Here is a 22,567-nt window from a genome sequence, read left to right on the forward strand (position 1 = left end):
GGGCCCGCGGATGCCCGGCGCGTCGGGCGGCCGCCTGTCCGTCAGACGAAGGCCGCGTGGCCCGTGATCGCGCGGCCCACGATGAGCGTGTTCATCTCGCGCGTGCCCTCGTAGGAGTACAGGGCCTCCGCGTCGGCGAAGAACCGGGCCACGTCGTAGTCGAGGACGATGCCGTTGCCGCCGAACGCCTCGCGGCACCACGCGACGGTCTCGCGCATCCGGCTCGTGGCGAAGGCCTTGGCGAGGGCGGAGTGCTCGTCGGACTGCGTGCCCTCGTCCACCATCTCGGAGGCGCGGGTGACGAGCCCGATGGACGCGGTGATGTTGCCGAGGCTGCGGACGAGGAGGTCCTGGATCAGCTGGTGCGCGCCGAGCGGCTTGCCGAACTGCTGGCGCTCGCCCGTGTACGCGACGGCCGCCTCGTAGGCGCCGACCGCGATGCCGATCGCGGCCCACGCGACCTCCGCGCGGGTCAGGCGCAGCACGGCGGCCGTGTCCGCGAAGGACGTCGACCGCTGCAGGCGGTTCCGCTCGGGCACGATGACGCCGTCCAGCTCGATGTCGGCGTTCTGCACGATGCGCAGCGCCTGCTTGTCCTCGATGCGGGTGGCGCGGAAGCCGGGGGAGTCGTTGGGGACGAGGAAGCCCTTCACCTGTCCGTCGTCCGCGTCCTTGGCCCAGACGACGGTGACGTCGCTCACGGTGCCGTTGCCGATCCAGCGCTTGGCGCCCGTGATGCTCCACTCGTCGCCGCGCCGCGTCGCGACGGTGCGCAGGCCTCGGGCGGAGTCGGAGCCGGACATCGGCTCCGTGAGCCCGAAGGAGCCGAGGAGCTCGCCCGACGCGAAGCGCGGCAGCCACTCGGCGCGCTGCTCCGGGGAGCCGGCGACCGCGATGCTGCCCATGACGAGGCCGCTCTGCATGCCGACGAGGGTCGCGATGCTCGCGTCCACCCGGCCGAGCTCGAGCGCCGCCCAGCCGCGGAACACGGCCGAGTTCTCGAACGGGCGCGTCTCCGGATACGGCATGCCGAAGAAGCCGCGCTGGGCGAGGCCGCCGACCACGTGGCGGGGGAACTCGGCCCGGGCCCACCAGCCGTTGACGTGCGGCCGGACCTCCTGCTCGAGGTAGGAGCGCAGCTCGGCGAGGGATTCCCTCTCCCTGTCGCCGAGCCGGGACTCGTAGCCGTAGAAGTCGCCGATGAGGGGGGTGAGGGACACGATGCTCCGTTGCGGTTCGTCGGCGCCCTCGGGTCGGGCGCCTGCGGGCGAGCCTAGGTCGGCGTCCGGGCGGCGCCGTCATCGCTTGGTACTTTGGTCGCGTCCGGACCGGACGCGCGCCCGTGGGCGTTGTAGGTAGCCGCCAAGCCCGACAGGATCGCCCGTGTTCACTGCCCTCTCCAACACCCCCCGCGACTACGCCTGGGGGTCGACGACCGCCATCGCGGAGCTGCTCGGCCGCGAGCCGTCGGGGGGCCCGGAGGCCGAGCTCTGGCTCGGTGCCCACGGCGGCTCGCCCACGCGCGTGGACGACCCGGCGACGGCCGGCGGCGCGACGACGCTGGCCGACTGGATCCGGCGGGACCCGGCCACCACGCTCGGCCCGCTCGCCGAGGGCCTGCGCCCGGGCGACGGCCCCGGCCTCCCGTTCCTCCTCAAGGTGCTCGCCGCGGGCGGCCCGCTGTCGCTCCAGGCGCACCCCGACCTGCACCGCGCCCGCCGCGGCTTCCGCGACGAGGAGGAGCGCGGCATCCCGATCGACGCCCCGCACCGCAACTACAAGGACCCGCTGCACAAGCCGGAGCTCATCTACGCGCTGAGCGACGAGTTCCACGCGCTCTGCGGCTTCCGGCCGCTCGCGGAGGTGCGGCAGGTGTTCACGCTCCTGCTCACGCTCGACGCGTCCGGGCCCGACTCCGACCCGGCCGTCATCCGGTCCGTGCTCTCGCGCCTCACCGGATCCGAGGCCGACGTGCTGCGCGACGTGTTCGCCTTCCTCATGGGCGGCGGGGCGGAGGTGCGCCGCCTCGTCGACCGCGTGACGCTGCTGGCGAGCCTCGCCTCCGACCGGCAGTGCCGCGAGTTCGGCACGGAGATGCGCACCGTCCGCGAGCTCGCCGCGGCGTACCCGGGCGACCCGGGCATCGTCACGTCGCTGCTCCTCAACCGGGTGACCCTGCGGCGCGGCGAGGCCCTCTACCTCCCGGCCGGCAACATCCACGCGTACCTGCACGGGCTCGGGATCGAGCTGATGGCCGCCTCCGACAACGTGCTGCGCGGCGGCCTCACGCCCAAGCACGTCGACGTGCCGGAGCTGCTCGACGTGCTCGAGTTCCAGGCGCTGCCCGTGCCGTACCTGGCGCCCGAGCACACGGCGCCGGGCGTCGAGCTCTACCGGCCGGACGTGCCCGACTTCCTGCTCGCCCGGATCTCCCCGGCCACGCGCGAGGCGACGCCGGGCGACGCCGGCGCGAGCGTCGTCGAGGTCGACGGCCCGGCGATCGTGCTGTGCACCAGCGGCGAGGTGGCGCTCCGCGGGGAGACGTCGTCCGTCGTCGTCCGCCGCGGCGGGGCCGTCTTCGTCACGCCCGACGAGGGGCGGATCGTCGTCACGGGGGAGGGCGAGGCGTTCCTCGCGACGACCCCGGCGCCGTCCGCCGCCGCGGCCGACGACGTCGATCCGGACGCCTCCGCCGCGTGACCGGCGCCCGTCCGGCCGTCGATAGGGTTGCCGCATGACATGGTTGGTCACCGGCGGCGCCGGCTACATCGGTTCGCACATCGTCTCCGCGTTCGCCCGCGCCGGCATCGACACGGTCGTCCTCGACGACCTGTCGAGCGGCCACGCGTCGTTCGTCCCGGAGGGCGTGCCGTTCCACCGCGGGTCCGTGCTCGACCGGGAGCTGCTCGCGGGCATCCTCGGCTCCGGCGACATCCGCGGCGTCGTGCACGTGGCGGGCTACAAGTACGCGGGCGTCTCCGTCCAGCGCCCCCTGCACACCTATGAGCAGAACGTGACGGCCACCGCCGTGCTGCTCGAGGAGATGGAGCGCGCGGGCGTCGACCGCATCGTGTTCTCGTCCTCCGCGGCCGTGTACGGCACGCCCGACGTCGACCTCGTCGACGAGCGCACGGCCAAGGCCCCCGAGTCCCCCTACGGCGAGTCCAAGCTCATCGGCGAGTGGCTGCTGCGCGACCAGGGCGTCGCGACCGGCCTCCGCCACACGTCGCTGCGCTACTTCAACGTGGTGGGATCCGGCGAGGAGGGCTACGCCGACACCAGCCCGCACAACCTGTTCCCGCTCGTGTTCGACGCGCTCCTCGACGGGCGCACGCCGCGCATCAACGGCGGCGACTACCCGACGCCCGACGGCACGTGCGTGCGCGACTACATCCACGTCGTCGACCTCGCCGCGTCGCACGTCGCGGCCGCGCGCCGGCTCGAGGCCGGCGAGCCCGTGGAGCCCGTGTACTGCCTCGGCAGCGGCCAGGGCGTGAGCGTGCGGGAGATCATGACGGCCATCCGCGACGCGACGGGGATCGGCTTCGAGCCCGAGGTGCGGGAGCGCCGCCCCGGCGACCCGGCCCGCATCGTGGCGTCGGGCGACCTCGCCGCGCGCGATCTGGACTGGGCGATGCGCCACAGCCTGGACGACATGGTCGCGAGCGCCTGGCTCGCCCGCCAGGCCGGATCCCCGGAGTAGCGCCGCGGGCGAGCCGCGGCGCGTCGCAACCCTCGACGAGCGCCTGAGGGTTTACCCTCCGCGGCTTGACGCCGACGAGTTACACCGGTGTAATTATGACGACAAGCTGGGGCCGGCCGGGCGCTCCAGCCGTGTGGGGAGATCGTGACATGGCACTACCTGAGTACCACGCCGGGGTCCCCGACGACTGGTTCGTCGACCCCGTCCGACTCGGCGTCCCGGGCGTCCGGAGCGTCGACGACGGCAACCCGCTCGCCTGGCAGGCCGACTCGCTCTGCGCGCAGACCGACCCCGAGGCGTTCTTCCCCGAGAAGGGCGGATCCACCCGCGACGCCAAGAAGATCTGCGGCTCGTGCGAGGTGCGCTCCGAGTGCCTCGAGTACGCGCTGGAGAACGACGAGCGCTTCGGCATCTGGGGCGGGCTCTCCGAGCGCGAGCGCCGCAAGCTCCGCAAGCGCGCGGTCTGACCCCGCACGCGCCCGGAGCGGCCCCGCACGCGCGGCGCTCCGACCGCGCAGGCGCCGCCGGGAGCACCGGCTCCCCGGCGCGCCGTCCGATCGCGGCGGTTCCGCATCCGGCACCACGTAGGGTCTCCCTGTCATGCAGCCACGAGTAACCGCGATCCTCGTCGCCCACGAGGGCGCGCAGTTCCTCGAGCGGACCCTAGCGGCCCTCGCCGCGCAGACCCGACGACCCGACCAGGTGGTCGCGGTCGACCTCGGCTCCCGGGACGCGTCCGCGGCCCTGCTGGCCGCGTCCGAACCCACGCGCATGGTGCAGGCGCCCGCGCGGATGACGTTCGGGCAGGCCGTGGACCAGGCAGTCCGCGTGATCCCCGCGCCCACCGGCGACGATGAGCTGCTCTGGTTGCTCTCCGCCGACAACGCGCCCGCGCCCGACGCGCTCGAGCGCCTGCTCGCCGCGATCGAGGCGTCGCCCAGCGTCGCCGTCGCCGGTCCCAAGCTCATGGAGTGGGACCACCCCGGCTACATCCGCGAGATCGGCCGCACCCTCACCACCCTCGGCGCCGCCGTGCCCGAGGTCGACGGGGAGCTCGACCAGGCCCAGTACGACGACATGAGCGACGTCCTCGGCGTGGCCGCGGGCGGCATGCTCGTGCGGCACCGGCTCTGGGACGAGCTCGGCGGCTTCGACGACGCGCTCCCCGTGATCGACGATGCGCTCGACCTGTGCGTGCGCGCCCGCCTCGCGGGCCACCGCGTGGTGGTCGTGCCCGCGGCCCGCGTCGCGTCCGCCGGATCCGCCGGCCCCGGCACCGCGTTCCTCGGCCGCCGCACCCCGCGCCGCCGCCGCCGTCGGCTCGCGCGCCAGGCCGAGCTGCACCGCCGCCTGTCCTACGCGCCGGCCGCCGCCGTGCCCTTCCACTGGCTCTCGCTCGTGCCGCTCGCGATCCTCCGCGCCCTCCTGCAGCTCCTGCGCAAGCGGCCCACGGCAGCGCCCGGGGAGATCGGCGCCGCCCTCCGCGTCGCGGTCGCGCCCGGACGCGTCGTCGCCAGCAGGCGGCGGCTCCAGGCGACGCGCACGGCGCCGTGGTCGAGCATCGCGTCCCTCCGGCAGCCGCTCGCGGTCGGCCGCCGCCGCCGGTCCCTCGCCCGCGAGCAGTACCGCGTCGAGCACATGGGCGTCTCCGACGGCGTCGAGTTCCTCGCCACGGGCGGCGGCTGGACCGTCCTCACCGCGCTGCTCCTGGCCGCCGTCATGTGGATCCCGCGCCTCGGCGGCACCGCCCTCACCGGCGGGCAGCTGCTGCCGCTCGGACCGGACGCGGGCGCGCTGTGGGCGCAGGTCGGCATCGGCGTCCGGGGGATCGGCACGGGCCCCGTCGCCCCATCCGACCCGTTCGCCGCCGTGCTCGCGGTGCTCGGCAGCATCACCGCCTGGGAGCCGTCGCTCGCGGTCCTCGGCCTCTTCGTGGGCGCGCTGCCGCTCGCGGCCCTCGCCGCGTGGCTCGCCGCCGCGCAGGTCACGCGCAACGCCTGGCTCCGCGCGCTGGCCGCGCTCGCCTGGACCCTCGCGCCCACGTTCCTCGTCGCGCTCGGCGACGGCCGCCTGCCCGCCGTGCTCGCGCACCTGCTGCTGCCGTGGCTCGCGCTCGCCGTGCTGCGGGCGCCGCGGTCGTGGTCCGCCTCGGCCGTGGCGGGCATCCTCATGGCCGCGGTCGGCGCGTCCGCCCCGTCCCTCGTGCCCGCGCTCCTCGTGCTGTGGCTCGTCGCGGTCGTCCGCGCCGGTCGCCGCGTCGGCCGGCTCGTCACGATCCCCGTGCCGCTCGTCGCGCTCGCCGCCCCGCTCGTCGCGTACCGGGTGATGCAGGGGCAGCCCCTCGCGCTCGCCGCCGACCCGGCCGTCCCCGCGGCGTTCACCCCGGCGGACGTCCCGGGCCTCGCGCTCGGCTTCCCCACGTCGGGGCTCGGCGGCTGGACCGCGGTCGTCGACGGCCTCGGGCTGGGCCTCCCCGCATCCGTGCCGCTCGTCGTCGTGGCCGTGCTCGTCGCCCCGCTCGTCGTCGGTGCCGTCGCCGCCCTCTTCCTCCGCGGCTCGCACCGGGCCGCGCTCGCCCTGTCCGTGTCCGTGGTCGGCTTCGCCACCGCCGTGCTCGCGGCGCGCACGGTCGTGCAGTCCACGGGGGCCGACGTCGTCGCCGTGTGGCCGGGATCCGGCCTCAGCCTCCTCTGGCTCGGCCTCTCCGGCGCCCTGGTGCTCGGCTTCGCGACGCTCGGCCGGCGCTCGGTGGTGCCGGGCCTCGTCGCGACCGTGACGCTCGTGGTCGTCGCGATGCCCCTGGTCTCGGCGGCGGTGGCGGGATCCACCGCCGTGCGCCCCGGCGAGGACGCGTCCCTGCCGGGCCTCGTCGTGGCGCAGGCCGCGACCGACCCGTCCGTCGGCACGCTCGTGCTCCGCGCGGGCGACGACGGTTCCCTGGCCGCCGACGTGGAGCGCGGCGCCGGACGCACGCTCGAGCAGGTGTCTACGGTCGACTCCACGATCGGGCCGCTCACCGACACGCAGACCCGCGTCGCCGAGCTCGCCGGCAACGTCTCGTCGCGCTCGGGCCTCGACGCCACCGAGGACCTCCGCACGCTCGGGATCAGCTACGTGCTCCTCGCCCCGCCGTCGGGCGCCGCCGAGCAGGCCGTGCACGACCGGGCGGGCTCCGCGCTCGACGACGACCCCGTGTTCACCGCCGTCGGCCAGACCGAGGCCGGGCTGCTCTGGCGCTTCGTCGGGAGCGAGGACCTCGACGTGCAGGTCGCCGGCCCCGGCAACCTCGACGACGCGGGCCGCGCGGGCGTCCTCGCCGCCCAGGCGCTGGTCTTCGCGCTGACGCTCCTCCTCGCGATCCCCACCGGCAGCCTCGCCGCGCGCAGCCGCCCGCTGCCCGCCTACCGCGAGCCCGTGACCGGCACCGACGTGCGCCCGGCGGACGCCGTCGAGCCGCGGCCCGAGCACGACGACCGGGGGATCCCCGCCTACCCCGACGAGCCCACCGGCACGAGCGTGGAGGCGGCGCCCTTCGGCGACATCCCGCAGGTCGGCGACCGGCCCGCGGACGACGCCGGCGACGCTTCCGCCACGGCGACCGCATCGGACGACGGTGACCGCCGCGGCGACCGCGACGACGACCGCCGCGGCGACCGCGACGACGACCAGCCCAGGAGGACAGATGGCCAGGCGTGACGCCGTGCGCATCGCGACGCGCGTGACCACCGGGATCGCGGGGGTCGCCGTGCTCGGCGTCGTCGTGACCGGCGCCCTCCTCCTCCCGCCGGTGTCGAGCGACGCGAGCGCGCCGTCCGTGCTCGTGACCCCCGTGGCGACCGACCAGCAGCGCGTCTGCCCGGGAGCCCTCCTCCGGCCCCCGGAGGCGGACGCCGCCGCGACGACGACCGCCGTCGCGGTCGGCTCCTCCGCGGTCACGAGCGGATCCGCGTCCGGCGACGTGCCCGCCGGCGGCCCGGGCGTGCGCACCTCGCGCCTGCGCGCCCCCGAGGTCCAGGGCGGCGCGTCGACCACGCCGTCCGTCCTCGCGGTCGCCGGGGCGACGGGGGAGGAACCGACGGAGCTCGCGGGCGCGGCGTCGCAGATCGCCTCCGCGAGCGACCTCGCGGGCCTCGCCGCGGCCCCCTGCTCCGAGGCCACCGCGGAGTCGTGGCTGCTCGGCGGCGCCACGACCACGGGCCGCACCACCTTCGTGGTCCTCGACAACCCGTCCGGTGTCGCTTCCACCGTCGACCTCGCCATCGCGGGCGAGGACGGACCGGTGAGCGCCCCCGGGGCCAGCGGGATCAACCTGCCCGCCGGCAGCCGGCGCGTGCTCTCGCTCGCCGGCCTCGCCCCCGACCTCTCGTCGCCCGCCGTCCACGTGCAGAGCCGCGGCGGCCAGGTCGTCGCCACGCTCGAGCAGAGCACGGTGCGCGGCCTCCTCGCGGGCGGGGTCGACGTCGTCGTCCCCGCCGCCGCGCCGGCCACCGCACTCACCATGACCGGCCTCCGGATCGACACGCAGGCCGCCGCGCCGGCCGCGGCGGCCGCGGGCGAGACGCCCGCCGAGGGCGCCGCCGGTTCCGGGCCCGGCGCCGACGTCGGGACTGACCCCGAGCGCGAGACCGCCGTCCGGGTCCTCGTGCCCGGCTCCGAGGACGCCGACGTGAGCGTCAGCGTCGCGCCCGAGGACGGCACGACGGGCACCGGCACGACCTTCACGGTCGAGGCCGACGCCGGTCGCGTGACCGACTTCCCCGTGACCGGACTGACCGACGGCCGCTACGCCGTCACCGTGCAGAGCTCGGTCCCCGTGGCCGCGGCCGTGCGCAGCATGTCCGGCGCGGCCGAGAGCGGCGCCACCGACTTCGCCTGGCTGCCCGCCGCCGGCGCGCTCACCCGCGACGCGCTGGTGTCCGTGCCGTCCGGCCCCGCGCCGCTGCTGCACGTGCGGAACCCCGGCGAGGCGGAGGCGACCGTCACGGCGCGGCCGACCGACGGATCCGAGCCCGTCACCCTCGCCGTGCCCGCGGGCGCCGAGGTCTCCGCCGCCGTCGTCGCGGGCCGCACCTACCTGCTCGCGGGATCCGCCGGGCTCACGGCCACGGTGACGTTCGCCGAGCCCGGGCGCTCGGCCGCGCTGCCCGTCGTGCCGGTGCTGCCGGCGGCGGACCCGCTGCGCATCCACCCCTGACGCCGCCCGGGGCGGCTCGCGCGGACGCCTGACGCCCGTGCGGCATCCGGTCTAGTGCGGGTCGTACCTGTCGGGCGCGAGGTCCCACGGGTCCTTGCCGAGGAGCTCGGCGACCGCGCGGAAGACGCAGCCCTCGACGAGCGCCCGGTGGTGGTGCTCGTCCTCCTCGTGGAGGTGCGCGAGGCGCTCGATGGGCAGGCGGTAGAAGACCACGCGGCGCTCGTCGGCGAGCACGCTCCAGCGGTCGATCCCGTCGCGCTCGCTGTTGCGGGCGGGCAGCGCGGCGACCTCGAAGGAGACGCGCTCGAGCTCGTCCGGCCAGAGGCCGCGGAGGTACTCGGCGGCCGAGGCCACGATCTCGTCGAAGCGGTCGACGCGCGTCCGCAGCACGGGGAGCTCGGGTCCGGTGACGGGGGAGCGGAGCCCCCGGCCGTGGCGGTCCCGCCAGGATCCGCGGATGGAGACGTGGCCTCCCCGGCGGCTCGATCGTGGCATGGCCCCATCGTACGGCCCGCGGGTCGGCGGTAGTGTGGGCGCGACATGACGAACAGGCCCTGCTCCCGCGTCGGCTGCACCGGCGGCGCCACGACCACCCTCACCTACGTCTACGCGGATTCCATGGCCGTGCTCGGTCCCCTCAGCCACGACTCGGAGCCGCACAGCTACGACCTCTGCGACCGGCACGCGGCGCGTCTGTCGGCGCCGCAGGGCTGGCAGATCGTCCGGCACGGCGTGCTCGGTGAGGTAGGTTTCGGGGCATGACGACGACCGCCGCCGCGACGCTGACCGCCATCGTGAAGACCTACGACGTGCGAGGTCTCGTGGGGAGCCAGCTCACGGAGGAGCTGGTCACGGCCCTCGGCGCCGGCTTCGTCGACGAGCTCGGGGCCGCGGGCGCCGAGATCGTCGTCGGCCACGACATGCGCGACTCGTCGCCCGCCTTCGCGCAGGCGTTCGCCCGGGGTGCGACGGCCCGCGGCGGGAACGTCCTCCTCATCGGGCTGTGCTCGACGGACGAGACGTACTTCGCGTCCGGGTCCCTCGACGCCCCCGCGGTCATGTTCACCGCGAGCCACAACCCGGCCACCTACAACGGCCTCAAGTTCTCCCGCGCGGGCGCCCAGGGCATCAGCCTCGACACGGGCCTCGCCGCCATCCGCGACCGCGCCATCGGCTTCCTCGAGGGAGGCATCGCGCCCGTCGAGCCCGCGGGCGAGGTGCGCGAGCGCGACGTGCTCGCCGACTACGCGGGCTACCTCCGCCAGCTCGTCGACCTCTCCGGCATCCGCCCGCTGCGCGTCGTCGTCGACGCGGGCAACGGCATGGGCGGCATGACCGTCCCCGCCGTGCTCGGCACCGCGGCAGGCCTGCCCGAGCTGCCCATCGAGGTCATCCCGCTGTACTTCGAGCTCGACGGCACGTTCCCGAACCACGAGGCGAACCCGCTCGAGCCCGCGAACCTGGTCGACCTGCAGAAGGCCGTCCTCGAGCACGGCGCCGACCTCGGCCTCGCGTTCGACGGCGACGCCGACCGCTGCTTCGTGGTGGACGAGAAGGGGCAGGCGGTCACGCCCAGCGCCGTCGCGGCGGTCGTCGCGCTCCGCGAGATCTCGCGCGTGAAGGCGCAGTCCCCGGACGACGAGGTCACCGTGCTGCACAACCTCATCACCTCGCGCATCGTGCCCGAGACGATCGAGGCCGCGGGCGCCATCGCGGTGCGCACGCGCGTCGGCCACTCGCTCATCAAGGACCAGATGGCCGCCACGGGCGCCGTCTTCGGCGGCGAGCACTCCGCGCACTACTACTTCCGCGACTTCTGGGGCGCCGACAACGGCATGCTCGCCGCCATGCACCTGCTCGCCGAGTTCGGCCAGACCGAGGGCCTCATGTCCGACCTCTCCGCGCGCTACACGCCGTACGCGCTGTCGGGCGAGATCAACAGCACGGTCGACGACGTGCCCGCCGCGTACGAGCGCATCGTCGAGGCGTTCCGCGGCCGCGGGGAGTTCGACGAGTTCGACGGCCTCACGGTCGACGGCCCGGTCGACGACGACGGCGCGTTCTGGTGGTTCAGCGTCCGCCCCTCGAACACCGAGCCGTTGCTGCGCCTCAACGTGGAGGCGTCGACCGAGTCGAAGATGGCCGCCCTCCGCGACGAGCTCCTTGGGCTGATCCGCGGGGCCTGATCCGCGACCCGCACGGCATCCGACGCCGCGTCCCTCCGGGAGGGGCGCGGCGTCGTCGTGCGTCCGGCGGGCGACCTGCGCGGATACCCCCTGGGGGTTCCATTGCATACCCCCAGGGGGTAGCATCGACGGGAACGGAGGTGGCCGCCATGGTCGGGTACAGCGAGGGCAAGGACGACATCCTCAAGCGGCTGCGCCGCGCGGAGGGCCAGGTGCGCGGGATCGAGCGCATGATCGAGGCCGACACGTATTGCATCGACGTGCTGACGCAGGTGTCCGCCGTCACGCGGGCGATGGAGACCGTGGCCCTGAAGCTGCTCGACGACCACCTCGCGCACTGCCTCGCGGAGGCCGCGCGCGAGGGCGGCCAGGTCGCGGACGACAAGGTGCGCGAGGCCTCCGCGGCCATCGCGCGGCTCGTCCGGTCCTGATCCGGCGCCGCCCCCGCCGCCCGCCGACACCGCACCCCACGAAGGAGACCCCATGACCACCACGAGCTTCCCCGTCACCGGCATGACCTGCGCGCACTGCGTCGCGAGCGTCACCGAGGAGGTCGGCGAGCTGCCGGGTGTCGCGTCCGTGGCCGTCGACCTCGTCGTCGGCGGCGCGTCCACCGTCACCGTCGAGAGCGACCAGCCCCTCGACCCCGCCGCCGTGCGCGCCGCGGTCGACGAGGCCGGGTACGTCGCGGAGCTCTGACGTGGCCGACCCCGCATCCGGATCCGCGCCCGCCGAGGGCGTCGTCGCCGCCCCACCCGAGGACGGCGCCGTGCTCACGCGCGTCGACCTCGACGTGCAGGGCATGACGTGCGCCTCGTGCGCCCTGCGCATCGAGCGGAAGCTCGGCCGGATGCCCGGGGTCGAGGCCGCCGTCAACTACGCAACCCACCGGGCGCGCGTGCAGCTGCCCGCGGGCACGAGCGTCGAGGACGCCATCCGCACCATCGAGCGCACGGGGTACCGGGCGTCCGAGCGCGCGGCGTGGGGGAGCGGGGCGGCGGAGGACGTCGCGCCCGCCGTCTCCCCGGATCGCGTGCCCGACCCGGCACCCGCGGATCCCGCCCCGCGCGACGCCCTGCCCGCCCCGCGACGCGACGCCGTGAGCGCCCCGCGCCCCGACGCCGTGCCCGGCCGCCGCCCCGACGCCGACGAGCTCGCGCTCCGGCAGCGGCTCGTGGTCTCCGCGGCGCTCACGGTCCCCGTGTTCCTCATGGCGATGATCCCCGCGCTCCAGTTCGACGACTGGCAGTGGCTGTCGCTCGCACTGGCCGCGCCCGTCGCGGTGTGGGGCGCCTGGCCGTTCCACCGATCGGCGGCCGTGAGCGCGCGTCACGGCGGCGTCGGCATGGACACGCTCGTGAGCATCGGCGTCGCGGCCGCGTTCCTCTGGTCGCTGTACGCCCTCTTCCTCGGCGACGCGGGCGAGCCCGGCATGCGCATGACCATGAGCCTCGTCTCCGCGCCCGGCGGCGGATCCGGCGACATCTACCTCGAGGTCGCCGCCGCCGTCACGGTCTTCCTCCTGGGCGGCCGCTACCTGGAGGCGCGGGCCGCCCGCGCGTCCGGCGCCGCCCTCGCGGCGCTCCTCGACCTCGCGGCCAAGGACGTGGTGGTCGTCCGCGACGGCGTCGAGCGCCGGATCCCCATCCGCGAGCTCCGCGTCGACGACGAGTTCGTCGTGCGGCCGGGCGAGCGCATCGCGACCGACGGCGTGGTCGTCGACGGATCCAGCGCCGTCGACCGCTCCCTCCTCACGGGCGAGTCCCTGCCGGAGGAGGTCGGCCCCGGCGACGACGTCACGGGCGCCACCCTCAACGCCGGAGGCCGCCTCCTCGTGCGCGCCACGCGCGTGGGGGAGGAGACCCGGCTCGCCCGCATGGCCGCGCTCGTCGAGGAGGCGCAGACCGGCAAGGCCCGGGTCCAGCGCCTCGCCGACCGCGTCTCCGCCGTCTTCGTGCCGGTCGTGCTCGTGCTGGCCCTGGGCACGCTCGCCGGATGGCTGCTGCTCGGCTTCCCGCCCGAGGCCGCGTTCACCGCCGCCGTCGCGACGCTCATCATCGCGTGCCCGTGCGCGCTCGGCCTCGCGACGCCGACCGCGCTGCTGGTGGGCACGGGCCGCGGCGCGCAGCTCGGGATCCTCATCACCGGCCCCGAGGTGCTGGAGTCGACCCGCCGGGTCGACACGGTGCTGCTCGACAAGACCGGCACGGTCACGACCGGCGTCATGGCGCTCGTGCGCGCCGTGCCCGCGGCGGGCGTCGCGGCCGACGAGCTCGTGCGCGTGGCCGCCGCCCTCGAGGCGCGGAGCGAGCACCCGGTCGCGCGCGCGGTCGTCGAGGCCGCGGGCGCCGGACCCCTGCCCGCCGTCGAGGGCTTCGTCGCGACCGCGGGCCTCGGCGTCCACGGCGTGGTCGACGGCCGCGCGGTCGCGGTCGGCCGCCCGGCGTGGCTCGCGGAGCGGTGGGCCGCGGAGCCCGACGCCGCGCTCGCCGAGGCGCTGGCGACGGCCGAGGCGGCCGGATCCACGGTGGTCGCGGTCGCGTGGGACGGCGCCGTGCGCGGGATCCTCGCGGTCGCCGACACCGTGAAGCCCACGAGCGCCGAGGCCGTCCGTCGCCTCCGCGCGCTCGGCCTGCGGCCCGTCCTCCTCACGGGCGACACCGCGGGGGCCGCGCGGCGCGTCGCCGCCGAGGTGGGCATCGACGAGGTGATCGCGGGCGTCCTCCCCGAGGGCAAGCTCGACGCGGTCCGCCGCCTCCAGGCCGAGGGCCGCGTGGTCGCGATGGTCGGCGACGGCGTGAACGACGCCGCGGCGCTCGCGCAGGCCGACCTCGGCATCGCGATGGGCACGGGCACCGACGCGGCGATCGAGGCGGGCGACATCACCATCGTCCGCGGCGACCTCCTGCTCGTCGCCGACGCCGTGCGGCTCGCCCGCCGCACGCTCGGCACCATCCGCGGGAACCTGTTCTGGGCCTTCGCCTACAACGCCGCCGCGATCCCGGTCGCGATGCTGGGCCTGCTGAACCCGCTCGTCGCGGGCCTGGCCATGGCGCTCTCGTCGGTGTTCGTCGTCACGAACAGCCTGCGCCTGCGCTCCTTCCGCTAGCAGCCCGCCGACCGCGCGTCATCCCCGGGCGGGCGTCACGGGTCGGGTGGGACACTGGACGCATGACCCTTCTCCCGGAAGCCACGTCCACCGCCCTGCCCTTCCGCGTCGCCGACCTCTCGCTCGCCGAGGCCGGCCGCCACCAGATCCGCCTCGCCGAGAACGAGATGCCCGGCCTCATGGCCCTCCGCGAGGAGTTCGGCGCGTCGCAGCCGCTCGCGGGCGCGCGCATCGCCGGATCCATCCACATGACCGTGCAGACGGCCGTGCTCATCGAGACCCTCACCGCCCTCGGCGCGCAGGTGCGCTGGGCCAGCTGCAACATCTTCAGCACGCAGGACGAGGCCGCCGCGGCCGTCGCGGTCGGCGCGGGGACCCCCGATGCGCCCGCGGGCGTGCCGGTCTTCGCCTGGAAGGGCGAGACGCTCGAGGAGTACTGGTGGTGCACCGAGCAGATCTTCGACTGGTCGGGCGAGGCGCAGGCCGCCGGCGCCGACTGGACGGGCCCGAACATGATCCTCGACGACGGCGGCGACGCCTCGCTCCTGGTGCACAAGGGCCGCGAGTACGAGCTCGCGGGCGCCGTGCCCGAGACCCCGGAGGACGCGAGCCACGAGTACCGCGTCATCCTCGACACCCTCCGCCGCAGCCTGGCCGCGTCCTCCGACCGCTGGACCCGCCGTGCCGCCGACATCCAGGGCGTCACCGAGGAGACCACCACGGGCGTCCACCGCCTGTACGAGCTGGCGCGCGACGGCGAGCTGCTGTTCCCGGCCATCAACGTCAACGACTCGGTCACCAAGAGCAAGTTCGACAACAAGTACGGCATCCGCCACTCCCTGCCCGACGGCCTCAACCGGGCCACCGACGTGCTCATCGGCGGCAAGGTCGCGTTCGTCGTCGGCTACGGCGACGTGGGCAAGGGCGCGGCCGAGGCGCTGCGCGGACAGGGCGCCCGCGTCATCGTCTCCGAGGTCGACCCCATCTGCGCGCTGCAGGCGGCCATGGACGGCTACCAGGTCGCGAAGCTGTCCTCCGTCATCGAGACGGTGGACATCCTCGTCACCGGCACGGGCAACGTCGACGTCGTGCGCGTGGACGACATCCAGCGCATGAAGCACCAGGCCATCATCGCCAACGTCGGCCACTTCGACAACGAGATCGACATGGCCGGGCTCGAGCGCCTCCCGGGCGTGGAGAAGGTGGAGATCAAGCCGCAGGTGCACGAGTGGCGCCTGCCGTCCGGCCGCAGCGTGCTCGTGCTCTCCGAGGGCCGCCTCATGAACCTCGGCAACGCCACCGGCCACCCGTCGTTCGTGATGAGCAACTCGTTCACGAACCAGGTGCTCGCCCAGATCGAGCTCTACGTGCGGAACGACCAGTACCCGATCGGCGTGTACGTGCTCCCGAAGCACCTCGACGAGAAGGTCGCGCGCCTCCACCTCGACGCGCTCGGCGTGGAGCTCACCGAGCTGCGCCCCGAGCAGGCCGCCTACATCGGCGTCGCGGTCGAGGGGCCGTACAAGGTGGACCACTACCGCTACTGATCCGCGCGGATCCACCCGGCGCCGTCCGTCCCCCGGGGGCGGGCGGCGCCGTCGCGTCCGGGTGCCGGCGCCTCAGGACCCGGTGGACGCGCCGCGTGCCGGGAACGCGTGGGGGAGGCCGGTGAGGATCGGCTCCAGCGCGGCCAGCCGCTCGCGCTCGATCATCAGCGCGCGGTGCTCGCGCTCGCGGCGGACGGCCCCGACGGCCTGGACGAACGACTCGGGATCCGTCGTCGGCAGCGGCGACACGTGCGGAGCGGCCTCGTCGGCGAGCTCGAGCGCCAGGCGGGCCCGGGAGGCGGGTGCCATGGCGTCGCGCTGCGTGAGGAAGCGGGCGATGCGGCGGCCGAGCGCGTCCGGGAGGCGGCCCACGTCGGCCTCAGACGCCCACGCGGCAAGCTGGGGCGGCACGGGAGGCAGCGGGCGCGGATACGCCGGCACGCGCTCGTGCTGCGACCGGGTGCCCGCCACGAGGTCGCCGAGGCGCTGGGAGCGCGGCGACAGCAGGCCGACGAGCGCCGCGAGGCCGCCGAACGTGAGGTAGACCTCGAGGATGCCGACGAGGGCCCGCGCGACCGCGTGCCGGAGGCCGATCCCGCCGCCGTCCGTGCGGACGATGCGCGCGCCGACCGCCCAGCGGCCGAGCGAGCGTCCGCGGGACGCCGTCTCGACGACGACGGGCAGCACGACGAGGGAGAGGACGACCGCGATGACGGCGCAGGCGGCCGTCGACGACTCGTCCAGGACACGCGCCCGGACGAGCCCGAGGATGCCGAAGGCGAGGAGCACCGCGAGGGCCACCGAGGCGAGCACGTCGATCGCGGCGCCCGCGGCCCGCAGGACGAAGCCCGCCGGACGGACGTCGAGGGCCACGGCCTCGCCGACGACGAGCGCGTCGGGATCGCCCGAGATGCCCGGATCGTGCGCGTCGGCTGCCGCCATGCATATAGTCAAGCAGATGGACCTCGACGCCTACACCGCCGCCCACCGGGACGGGTGGGACCGGCTCGCCCGCCTCGCCGGCCGGCGCCGGCTCACCGGACCCGACGCCGACGAGCTCGTCGACCGCTACCAGGCGGGCGCGGCCGAGCTGTCCGCGATCCAGGCGGCGGCCGGATCCACCGCGCAGGGCGACCGGCTCTCCATCGCGCTCTCGCGGGCCCGCATGCGCTTCACGGGCGAGACCACGAACGTGGCCGCGCGCATCCCGGCGTTCTTCGCGCTCGACCTGCCGGCGGCGCTGTACCGGATCCGCTGGCTCACCCTCGCGGTGACCCTCGCCACGGTCGGCCTCATCGCGCTCTACGCCACCTGGATCCTCCGCGACCCGTCGGCGATCGCGGCCCTCGGCAGCGACGCCGACCTCCGGAAGTACGCCGACGACCAGTTCGTCGACTACTACAGCGCCAACCCGGCGGCCTCGTTCACGGGCCAGGTGTGGACCAACAACGCGTGGATCGCGGCGCAGTGCGTGGCCTTCGGCATCACGGGCGTGTGGGTGCCGTACGTGCTGCTGCAGAACGCGCAGGGCATCGGGACGACGACCGCCGTCATGTTCCACTACGGCGAGGGCGGCACGTTCTTCTCCTACATCCTCCCGCACGGCCTCCTGGAGCTGACGGCGATCTTCGTGGCCGCCGCCGCGGGGCTCCGCATCTCCTGGTCGTGGATCGCGCCGGGCGCCCGCACGCGCGGGCAGGCGCTCGCCGAGGACGGGCGCGCGCTCATCACGGTGGCGATGGGGCTCGTGCTCGTGCTGCTGGCGTCGGGGATCATCGAGGGCTTCGTGACCCCGCAGCCGTGGCCCGTGCCCGTGAAGGTCGGCATCGGCGTCGTGGCGCTCGGGGCGTTCCTCTTCTACATGGTGGTGGTCGGCGGCCGGGCCGTGCGCGCGGGCGCGACGGGCGACCTGGACGAGTTCGAGGCGGGCGGCCGGCGGATCGTCGCGGGCTGAGCCCGGTCCGTATCCGCCGTCCGCCCGCCTCGCGGGTCGTGCCGGATGCGCGGGTCGCGCCGCGCGGTCAGGCTGGGGTCGCACCGCCCGCCGGATCGACGTCGGCCTCGAGCGGCGTCTCCGCCACCGAGGTGCCGACGTGCAGGCGGAACGCGCCGGGCTCGCGCCGCCAGCCGCCGTCCCAGTGCGCGAACGTCCGCGCGCCCACCGCCACGTCCACGTCGACGGACGCACCCGCCGCGAGCTCGACGGCCGCGAAGCCCGCGAGCCAGCGCACGGGCCGGTCGACGGCGGAGGCCTCGCGCGACAGGTAGGCCTGCACGACCTGCTTGCCCGCGCGGTCGCCCGTGTTCGTCACCCGGACCGTCGCGGTGATCCCTCCCGCGCCGTCCTCCGCGACCCGCAGGTCGTCGAGGGCGTGCGTCGTGTAGCCGAGGCCGTGGCCGAACGGGTACGCGGGGGTCGCGCCGGCGCGGAGCCACGCGCGGTAGCCGACGTGGATCCCCTCGTCGTAGACCACCTTCCCGTCCACCGGCGTGACGGACCGCACGGGCACGTCCTCCTCCGCGGCCGGCCACGTCGTGGGCAGGCGGCCGCCGGGCTCGACGGCGCCGGTGAGGACGTCGGCGAGGGCACCGCCGAACTCCTGGCCGCCGAACCAGGCGAGGAGCACGGCCTGCACGTCGTCGCGCCAGGGGAGGAGCACGGGGGAGCCGGAGTTGACGACCACGACCGTCCGCGGGTTCGCGGCGGCGACGCGGCGCACGAGCTCGTCCTGGCGCCCGGGCAGCGCGAGGGAGTCGCGGTCGAAGCCCTCCGACTCGACCTGCGCGTTCGTGCCGACCACGACGATCGCGACGTCCGCGCCGGTCGCGGCCTCGGCAGCCTCGTCCAGGAGGCGGTCGGGCGCCGACTCGTCGGCCTCGAGGCCCACCGTGATGCCGAGGATGCCGGCGAGGCCGCCGGGAGCGGACGTCAGCTCGAACTCGACCCGGAGGTCCACCGGCTCGCCGGCGGTCACCCGGAGCTCGGCCGAGATGGACGGCGGGGACATCAGGCTCGCGCCGAGGTCCATGCCCACGGGGGCGGCGCCGTCCTCGCGGAGGAGCGCGCCGTCGGCGTAGACGCGGCCGCGGCCGGTCGCGCTGAACCCGACGAGGACCTCGCCGGTCTCCGGCGGGGTCCAGCGGGTCGTGATCTCGATGACGGCGGCCGTGCCGGTGGGCGCGTCGCCGCCGAAGTACATGAGCGTCGTGGCGCGGCGGTCCTCCGTGAAGACCTCGGCGCCGTCGCCGTCGAGGAAGCGCACGAGGGCGCCAGGGGAGCCCGTGCGGGGGTTCCGGATCTCGGCGAGCGGCAGCTCCTGGATCCCCTTCTGCACGACCGCGCCGCGGGCGTACCGCACCTCGACGCCGTCGCCGAGGGCCTCGCGGATCCCGTCGAGCGGCGTGACGACGTGCTCCGGGATGACGGTCGCGCTGCCGCCGCCCTGCGTGCGCGCCTCGACGGCGTTGTGCCCGATGACGGCGACGGAGCGGAGCGCCGACGCGTCGAGCGGCAGGGCGCGGTCCTCGTTGCGGACGAGCACGGCGCCGGCCGCGGCGGCCGTGCGGGCGAACGCGACGCCGTCCTCGACCTCGACGGGCGCGGGCACGACGGCGTCGAAGCCCTCCAGCGCGCCGACGCGGGCGGCGAGGCGCAGCAGGCGCACGACCTTGCGGTCGAGGTCGGCCTCGGGCACGCGGCCGTCGCGGACGGCCGCGAGCAGCGCGTCGCCCCAGGCGCCCACCGGGCCCGGCATCTCCAGGTCCTGCGACGCGCGCGCGGCGTCCACGCTGCGGACGCCCGTCCAGTCGCTGACCACCACGCCGTCGAAGCCCCACTCGGAGTTGAGCGGCGTCTCGAGCAGGTCGCTCTCCGTGGAGGTCGTGCCGTTGATCGAGTTGTAGGAGCTCATCACGAGCCAGGCGCGCGACTCCACGACGGCCTTCTCGAACGCCGCGAGGTACAGCTCGCGCAGCGCCCGCTCGGACACGACGCTGTCGGCCGTGAAGCGGTCGGTCTCGTACTCGTTCGCCACGTAGTGCTTGGGGGTCGCGCCGACGCCGTTCTCCTGGACGCCGCGCACGTACGCGGCGGCGAGGTCGGCGGTGAGCAGCGGATCCTCGCTGAACGCCTCGAAGTGCCGGCCGCCGTAGGGCGAGCGGTGCAGGTTGATGGTCGGGCCGAGCACCACGTCGACGCCCTTGCGGCGCGCCTCGACCGCGGAGGCGCGGCCGTAGCGGGCGGCGATCCCGGTGTCCCAGCTGGAGGACAGCGCGGAGGCCGAGGGCAGGTTGAGCGACGGGGAGCGCTCGTCCCAGACCTCGCCGCGCACGCCGCTCGGGCCGTCGGAGACGAGCAGGCGGCGGAGGCCGATCGCCTCGACGGGCCACGTGGTCCAGAAGTCGCGCCCGGTGACCAGCTGCACCTTCTGCTCGAGGGTGAGGCGCCCGGCGAGCCCCTCGAGGCGGGCGGTGTCGGGGTCGAGCGGGGTGGCGGCGTCGTGCGTGTCGTGCGGGTCCATGGGTGCTCCTGGGGGGACGTGGGCGTCGGGTCGGGTGGGCCCGCGGTCGGCGGCGGATGCGGGGTCGGCGGTCATCGCACGCCCTTCACGCGGAAGGCGGCGAGCGCGCCGAGGACCCCGGCGGCGGCGCCCGCGAGGAACAGACCCGGGTAGCCGGCGATGCCCACCACGCCGCTCGCGGCGGTCGGCACGAGCGACTGCGGCAGCGCCTGCGCGATGTTCACGACGCCGAGGTCCTTGCCGTTGTCGGCGTCGCTCGGCAGCACGTCGGTGATGAGCGCCAGGTCGACCGCGTAGAACGACCCGATGCCCGCCCCGATCACGAGCTGCGCGGCGTAGACGACGGCGAGGCTGGGCGCGAGGGCGAGGATCACGAGGCCCGCGACCGTGACGAGCGCGGCGGCGGCGACGAACACCTTGCGGCGGCCGAGCCGGTCGCTCAGCCAGCCGGCCACGAAGGTCGTCGCGACCACGCCGACCGCGTTGAAGAGCGTGGCGACGAACACGGCGTTCGCCACGTCGGCTTCCGCGACCGCGAGATCGTCGATGAGGTAGAGGGCGAGGTAGTTGGTGGCCGTCACGGAGGACGCCGTGAGGAGGAAGCGCATGAGCCACGCCCAGCCGAAGTCGGGGTTGCGGCGCGGGTCGAACACGAACGATCCGAGGAGCTCCCGCACGCTGAGGCGCGCGGGCGGGCGCTCGGCGAGCACGCGGTCGCGGAAGACGAGCGCGAAGACGACGACCACGGCGACGCCGATCGCGCCCGGCACGAGCACCTGCTGCGTGGTGGTGGTGAAGAGCTGCACGATGAAGGTGCCCACGACGAGCGAGCCGTTCTGCGCGACGCCGACGGCGGCGGCCACCCGGCCGCGGTTCCGGGGGCGCGTGGAGTCGGCCATGACCGCGATGAGCGCGGCGATGGCGGCGTTGAAGCACGCCTGCACGAGCATCCACGCGCCGACGAGCGCGAGCACGGTCGTCGCCTGGGTGAGGAGGATCAGGGCGCCGTAGCCGAGCACGACGCCGCCGATGATCCACGGGCGCCGCATGCCGAAGCGGCCGGGGGTGCGGTCGGAGAGGCGGCCGGCGAGCGGGTTCACCACGAGGGCGACGAGCGCTCCGAGGCCGAGCACGAGGCTCAGCGTGCCTGCCGTGCTGTCGGGCGCGACCTCGGCGACCTTGAGCGCGAGCGACACGATGATGGGCGGGAGCAGCGCCACGAAGAGGCCGAGGAGCGCGATGGGCATCCCGATCTCGGCACGGCGGGATCCCGGCGGGCGACCACCGTCCGGTCCGCCGTCGTGGGGACGCGACGCGCCCCGGGTCTGCTGCTCTCGGACTGCGTCGGCCACGGTGCCTCCTGGTGTCGGGCCGCCCTCATCGGCGGCTCGGCACGACGGTAGCACGGGAAACCGACCATCGGTAGGCATTGGTGGACGCCCGGGATCGCTAGGGTCGAGGCATGGCAGGGGCAGAGGGGCCGCGGCGCTACGCCAAGGGCGCGGCGCGACGTCGCGAGATCCTCGAGGCGGCCATGGACCTCATCGCCGAGCGCGGGTACTCCGCGTCGTCGCTGCAGGAGATCGCCGACGCCGTGGGCATCAGCAAGGCCGGCGTGCTCCACTACTTCGACTCGCGCGAGGCGCTCATCGCCGCCGTGCTCGAGGAGCGCGACGTGCACTCCGCGGCGGACCACCGCGAGGCCGTGCCCGACGCCGACCCGAGCGACATGGTCGGCATGCTCCTGCACGCGAGCTCGCGCAACGCGGAGACGCCCGGCCTTGTGGCCCTCTACTCGCGGCTCGTCGTGGACGCCGCCGGAGCCGAGCACCCCGCGCACGCCTACATCGCCGGCCGCTACGCGCGCGTCGTGGGCGCGGTCGCCGACCAGGTGCGCGCGCTCGACGTGGTCCTGCCGGACGGCATGGACCCGGACGGGTTCGCCCGGGTCGCGGTCGCCATCAGCGACGGGCTGCAGCTGCAGTGGAGCTACCGTCCGGAGATCGACATGCGGGACGCGCTCGAGCGGGCCGTCCGCGCGCTCAGCGGCGGGGCGCTGCCCGTGCCGTCCGCGGATCCGGCGTCGGCGCCCGCCTGATCCCGCCGCGCGCTCCGTCCGGCCTCGCGGCGCCGGCCCCGGAGCCGCCGGCCGGGGAGACGCCGGCCGGGGAGCCGCCGGCCGGGGAGACGCCCGCGCTCAGAGCCGCCCGGTGGCCTTCAACCGGATGTACCGGTCGGCGAGCGCGGGCGGCAGGTCCGCGGGCGCGCCCGTGACGACGTCGGCGCCGAGCCGGCGGACGGCCGCCTC

Annotated in this window: 18 protein-coding genes; 13 read left to right on the top strand and 5 right to left on the bottom strand. The window is 75.4% G+C overall.

Annotated elements, in window-relative coordinates; genetic code table 11:
* Window positions 1-41 precede the first annotated feature (41 nt).
* Window positions 42-1,220: an acyl-CoA dehydrogenase family protein gene (locus AWH51_RS08875; RefSeq protein ID WP_063071719.1), complete on the bottom strand. Its 1,179-nt coding sequence runs from the start codon at window positions 1,218-1,220 to the stop codon at window positions 42-44.
* 163 nt (window positions 1,221-1,383) lie between these two features.
* Between AWH51_RS08875 and manA the strand changes: the two genes are divergently transcribed.
* From manA to AWH51_RS08900, 5 genes are all read left to right on the top strand, one after another.
* The gene (gene manA / locus AWH51_RS08880) at window positions 1,384-2,700 is read left to right on the top strand and encodes a mannose-6-phosphate isomerase, class I (protein ID WP_063071720.1); all 1,317 of its coding nucleotides are present in this window, start codon (window positions 1,384-1,386) and stop codon (window positions 2,698-2,700) included.
* A 34-nt stretch (window positions 2,701-2,734) separates the two neighbouring features.
* The gene (galE, locus tag AWH51_RS08885; protein ID WP_063071721.1) at window positions 2,735-3,703 is read left to right on the top strand and encodes a UDP-glucose 4-epimerase GalE; all 969 of its coding nucleotides are present in this window, start codon (window positions 2,735-2,737) and stop codon (window positions 3,701-3,703) included.
* Window positions 3,704-3,852: 149 nt separating this feature from the next.
* On the top strand, window positions 3,853-4,170 hold the full coding sequence (locus tag AWH51_RS08890; protein WP_012298082.1) for a WhiB family transcriptional regulator: 318 nt from the start codon (window positions 3,853-3,855) through the stop codon (window positions 4,168-4,170).
* Between the two features lie 133 nt (window positions 4,171-4,303).
* Complete coding sequence (locus tag AWH51_RS08895) at window positions 4,304-7,399, top strand: glycosyltransferase (protein ID WP_063071722.1); 3,096 nt, start codon at window positions 4,304-4,306, stop codon at window positions 7,397-7,399.
* Window positions 7,386-8,897 (top strand): DUF5719 family protein, encoded by a 1,512-nt coding sequence (locus AWH51_RS08900; protein WP_063071742.1) that lies wholly within the window; start codon window positions 7,386-7,388, stop codon window positions 8,895-8,897. The genes AWH51_RS08895 and AWH51_RS08900 overlap by 14 nt, the downstream gene beginning before the upstream one ends.
* Window positions 8,898-8,948: 51 nt before the next feature.
* Here AWH51_RS08900 and AWH51_RS08905 read toward each other — a convergent pair whose 3' ends face one another.
* The gene (locus AWH51_RS08905; RefSeq protein ID WP_063071723.1) at window positions 8,949-9,392 is read right to left on the bottom strand and encodes a metallopeptidase family protein; all 444 of its coding nucleotides are present in this window, start codon (window positions 9,390-9,392) and stop codon (window positions 8,949-8,951) included.
* A 45-nt stretch (window positions 9,393-9,437) separates the two neighbouring features.
* Between AWH51_RS08905 and AWH51_RS08910 the strand changes: the two genes are divergently transcribed.
* From AWH51_RS08910 to ahcY, 6 genes are all read left to right on the top strand, one after another.
* Window positions 9,438-9,659, top strand: a complete 222-nt coding sequence (locus AWH51_RS08910) for a DUF3499 family protein (RefSeq protein ID WP_015489735.1) — start codon at window positions 9,438-9,440, stop codon at window positions 9,657-9,659.
* A complete protein-coding gene (locus AWH51_RS08915; RefSeq protein WP_063071724.1) occupies window positions 9,656-11,083 on the top strand; it encodes a phosphomannomutase/phosphoglucomutase in 1,428 nt (475 codons plus the stop codon). Before AWH51_RS08910 ends, AWH51_RS08915 begins: the two co-directional genes overlap by 4 nt.
* 149 nt (window positions 11,084-11,232) lie before the next feature.
* A complete protein-coding gene (locus AWH51_RS08920) occupies window positions 11,233-11,514 on the top strand; it encodes a metal-sensitive transcriptional regulator (RefSeq protein WP_063071725.1) in 282 nt (93 codons plus the stop codon).
* A gap of 52 nt (window positions 11,515-11,566) precedes the next feature.
* A complete protein-coding gene (locus AWH51_RS08925; protein WP_063071726.1) occupies window positions 11,567-11,782 on the top strand; it encodes a heavy-metal-associated domain-containing protein in 216 nt (71 codons plus the stop codon).
* 1 nt (window position 11,783) lies between these two features.
* Window positions 11,784-14,192 (top strand): heavy metal translocating P-type ATPase, encoded by a 2,409-nt coding sequence (locus AWH51_RS08930; RefSeq protein ID WP_175345499.1) that lies wholly within the window; start codon window positions 11,784-11,786, stop codon window positions 14,190-14,192.
* A 62-nt stretch (window positions 14,193-14,254) separates the two neighbouring features.
* Window positions 14,255-15,739: an adenosylhomocysteinase gene (gene ahcY, locus AWH51_RS08935; protein ID WP_063071727.1), complete on the top strand. Its 1,485-nt coding sequence runs from the start codon at window positions 14,255-14,257 to the stop codon at window positions 15,737-15,739.
* A gap of 72 nt (window positions 15,740-15,811) precedes the next feature.
* Here the strand turns inward: ahcY and AWH51_RS08940 are convergent, their stop codons facing one another.
* Window positions 15,812-16,681: an RDD family protein gene (locus tag AWH51_RS08940; RefSeq protein WP_063071728.1), complete on the bottom strand. Its 870-nt coding sequence runs from the start codon at window positions 16,679-16,681 to the stop codon at window positions 15,812-15,814.
* A gap of 16 nt (window positions 16,682-16,697) precedes the next feature.
* On the opposite strand from AWH51_RS08940, the gene AWH51_RS08945 reads away from it, so the two are divergent.
* Complete coding sequence (locus AWH51_RS08945) at window positions 16,698-17,693, top strand: stage II sporulation protein M (protein ID WP_063071729.1); 996 nt, start codon at window positions 16,698-16,700, stop codon at window positions 17,691-17,693.
* A 67-nt stretch (window positions 17,694-17,760) separates the two neighbouring features.
* On the opposite strand, the gene AWH51_RS08950 is transcribed toward AWH51_RS08945, so the two are convergent.
* A complete protein-coding gene (locus AWH51_RS08950) occupies window positions 17,761-20,259 on the bottom strand; it encodes a beta-glucosidase H (protein WP_063071730.1) in 2,499 nt (832 codons plus the stop codon).
* A 71-nt stretch (window positions 20,260-20,330) separates the two neighbouring features.
* Window positions 20,331-21,611 (bottom strand): MFS transporter, encoded by a 1,281-nt coding sequence (locus tag AWH51_RS08955; protein WP_063071731.1) that lies wholly within the window; start codon window positions 21,609-21,611, stop codon window positions 20,331-20,333.
* Window positions 21,612-21,721: 110 nt separating this feature from the next.
* On the opposite strand from AWH51_RS08955, the gene AWH51_RS08960 reads away from it, so the two are divergent.
* Window positions 21,722-22,357: a TetR/AcrR family transcriptional regulator gene (locus AWH51_RS08960; RefSeq protein WP_063071732.1), complete on the top strand. Its 636-nt coding sequence runs from the start codon at window positions 21,722-21,724 to the stop codon at window positions 22,355-22,357.
* Window positions 22,358-22,567 lie beyond the last annotated feature (210 nt).

Source organism: Clavibacter tessellarius (assembly GCF_001618005.1).
In the GTDB taxonomy this organism is placed as follows: domain Bacteria; phylum Actinomycetota; class Actinomycetes; order Actinomycetales; family Microbacteriaceae; genus Clavibacter; species Clavibacter tessellarius_A.

Bases quoted from the DNA above. Each gene is read 5' to 3' on its own strand.
- AWH51_RS08925 (WP_063071726.1), top strand. From the start codon at position 11,567: ATGACCACCACGAGCTTCCCCGTCACCGGCATGACCTGCGCGCACTGC.
- AWH51_RS08905 (WP_063071723.1), bottom strand. From the start codon at position 9,392: ATGCCACGATCGAGCCGCCGGGGAGGCCACGTCTCCATCCGCGGATCC.
- AWH51_RS08960 (WP_063071732.1), top strand. From the start codon at position 21,722: ATGGCAGGGGCAGAGGGGCCGCGGCGCTACGCCAAGGGCGCGGCGCGA.
- AWH51_RS08950 (WP_063071730.1), bottom strand. From the start codon at position 20,259: ATGGACCCGCACGACACGCACGACGCCGCCACCCCGCTCGACCCCGAC.
- AWH51_RS08910 (WP_015489735.1), top strand. From the start codon at position 9,438: ATGACGAACAGGCCCTGCTCCCGCGTCGGCTGCACCGGCGGCGCCACG.
- AWH51_RS08895 (WP_063071722.1), top strand. From the start codon at position 4,304: ATGCAGCCACGAGTAACCGCGATCCTCGTCGCCCACGAGGGCGCGCAG.
- AWH51_RS08900 (WP_063071742.1), top strand. From the start codon at position 7,386: ATGGCCAGGCGTGACGCCGTGCGCATCGCGACGCGCGTGACCACCGGG.
- AWH51_RS08890 (WP_012298082.1), top strand. From the start codon at position 3,853: ATGGCACTACCTGAGTACCACGCCGGGGTCCCCGACGACTGGTTCGTC.
- ahcY (WP_063071727.1), top strand. From the start codon at position 14,255: ATGACCCTTCTCCCGGAAGCCACGTCCACCGCCCTGCCCTTCCGCGTC.
- AWH51_RS08920 (WP_063071725.1), top strand. From the start codon at position 11,233: ATGGTCGGGTACAGCGAGGGCAAGGACGACATCCTCAAGCGGCTGCGC.
- AWH51_RS08945 (WP_063071729.1), top strand. From the start codon at position 16,698: ATGGACCTCGACGCCTACACCGCCGCCCACCGGGACGGGTGGGACCGG.
- galE (WP_063071721.1), top strand. From the start codon at position 2,735: ATGACATGGTTGGTCACCGGCGGCGCCGGCTACATCGGTTCGCACATC.
- AWH51_RS08940 (WP_063071728.1), bottom strand. From the start codon at position 16,681: ATGGCGGCAGCCGACGCGCACGATCCGGGCATCTCGGGCGATCCCGAC.
- AWH51_RS08915 (WP_063071724.1), top strand. From the start codon at position 9,656: ATGACGACGACCGCCGCCGCGACGCTGACCGCCATCGTGAAGACCTAC.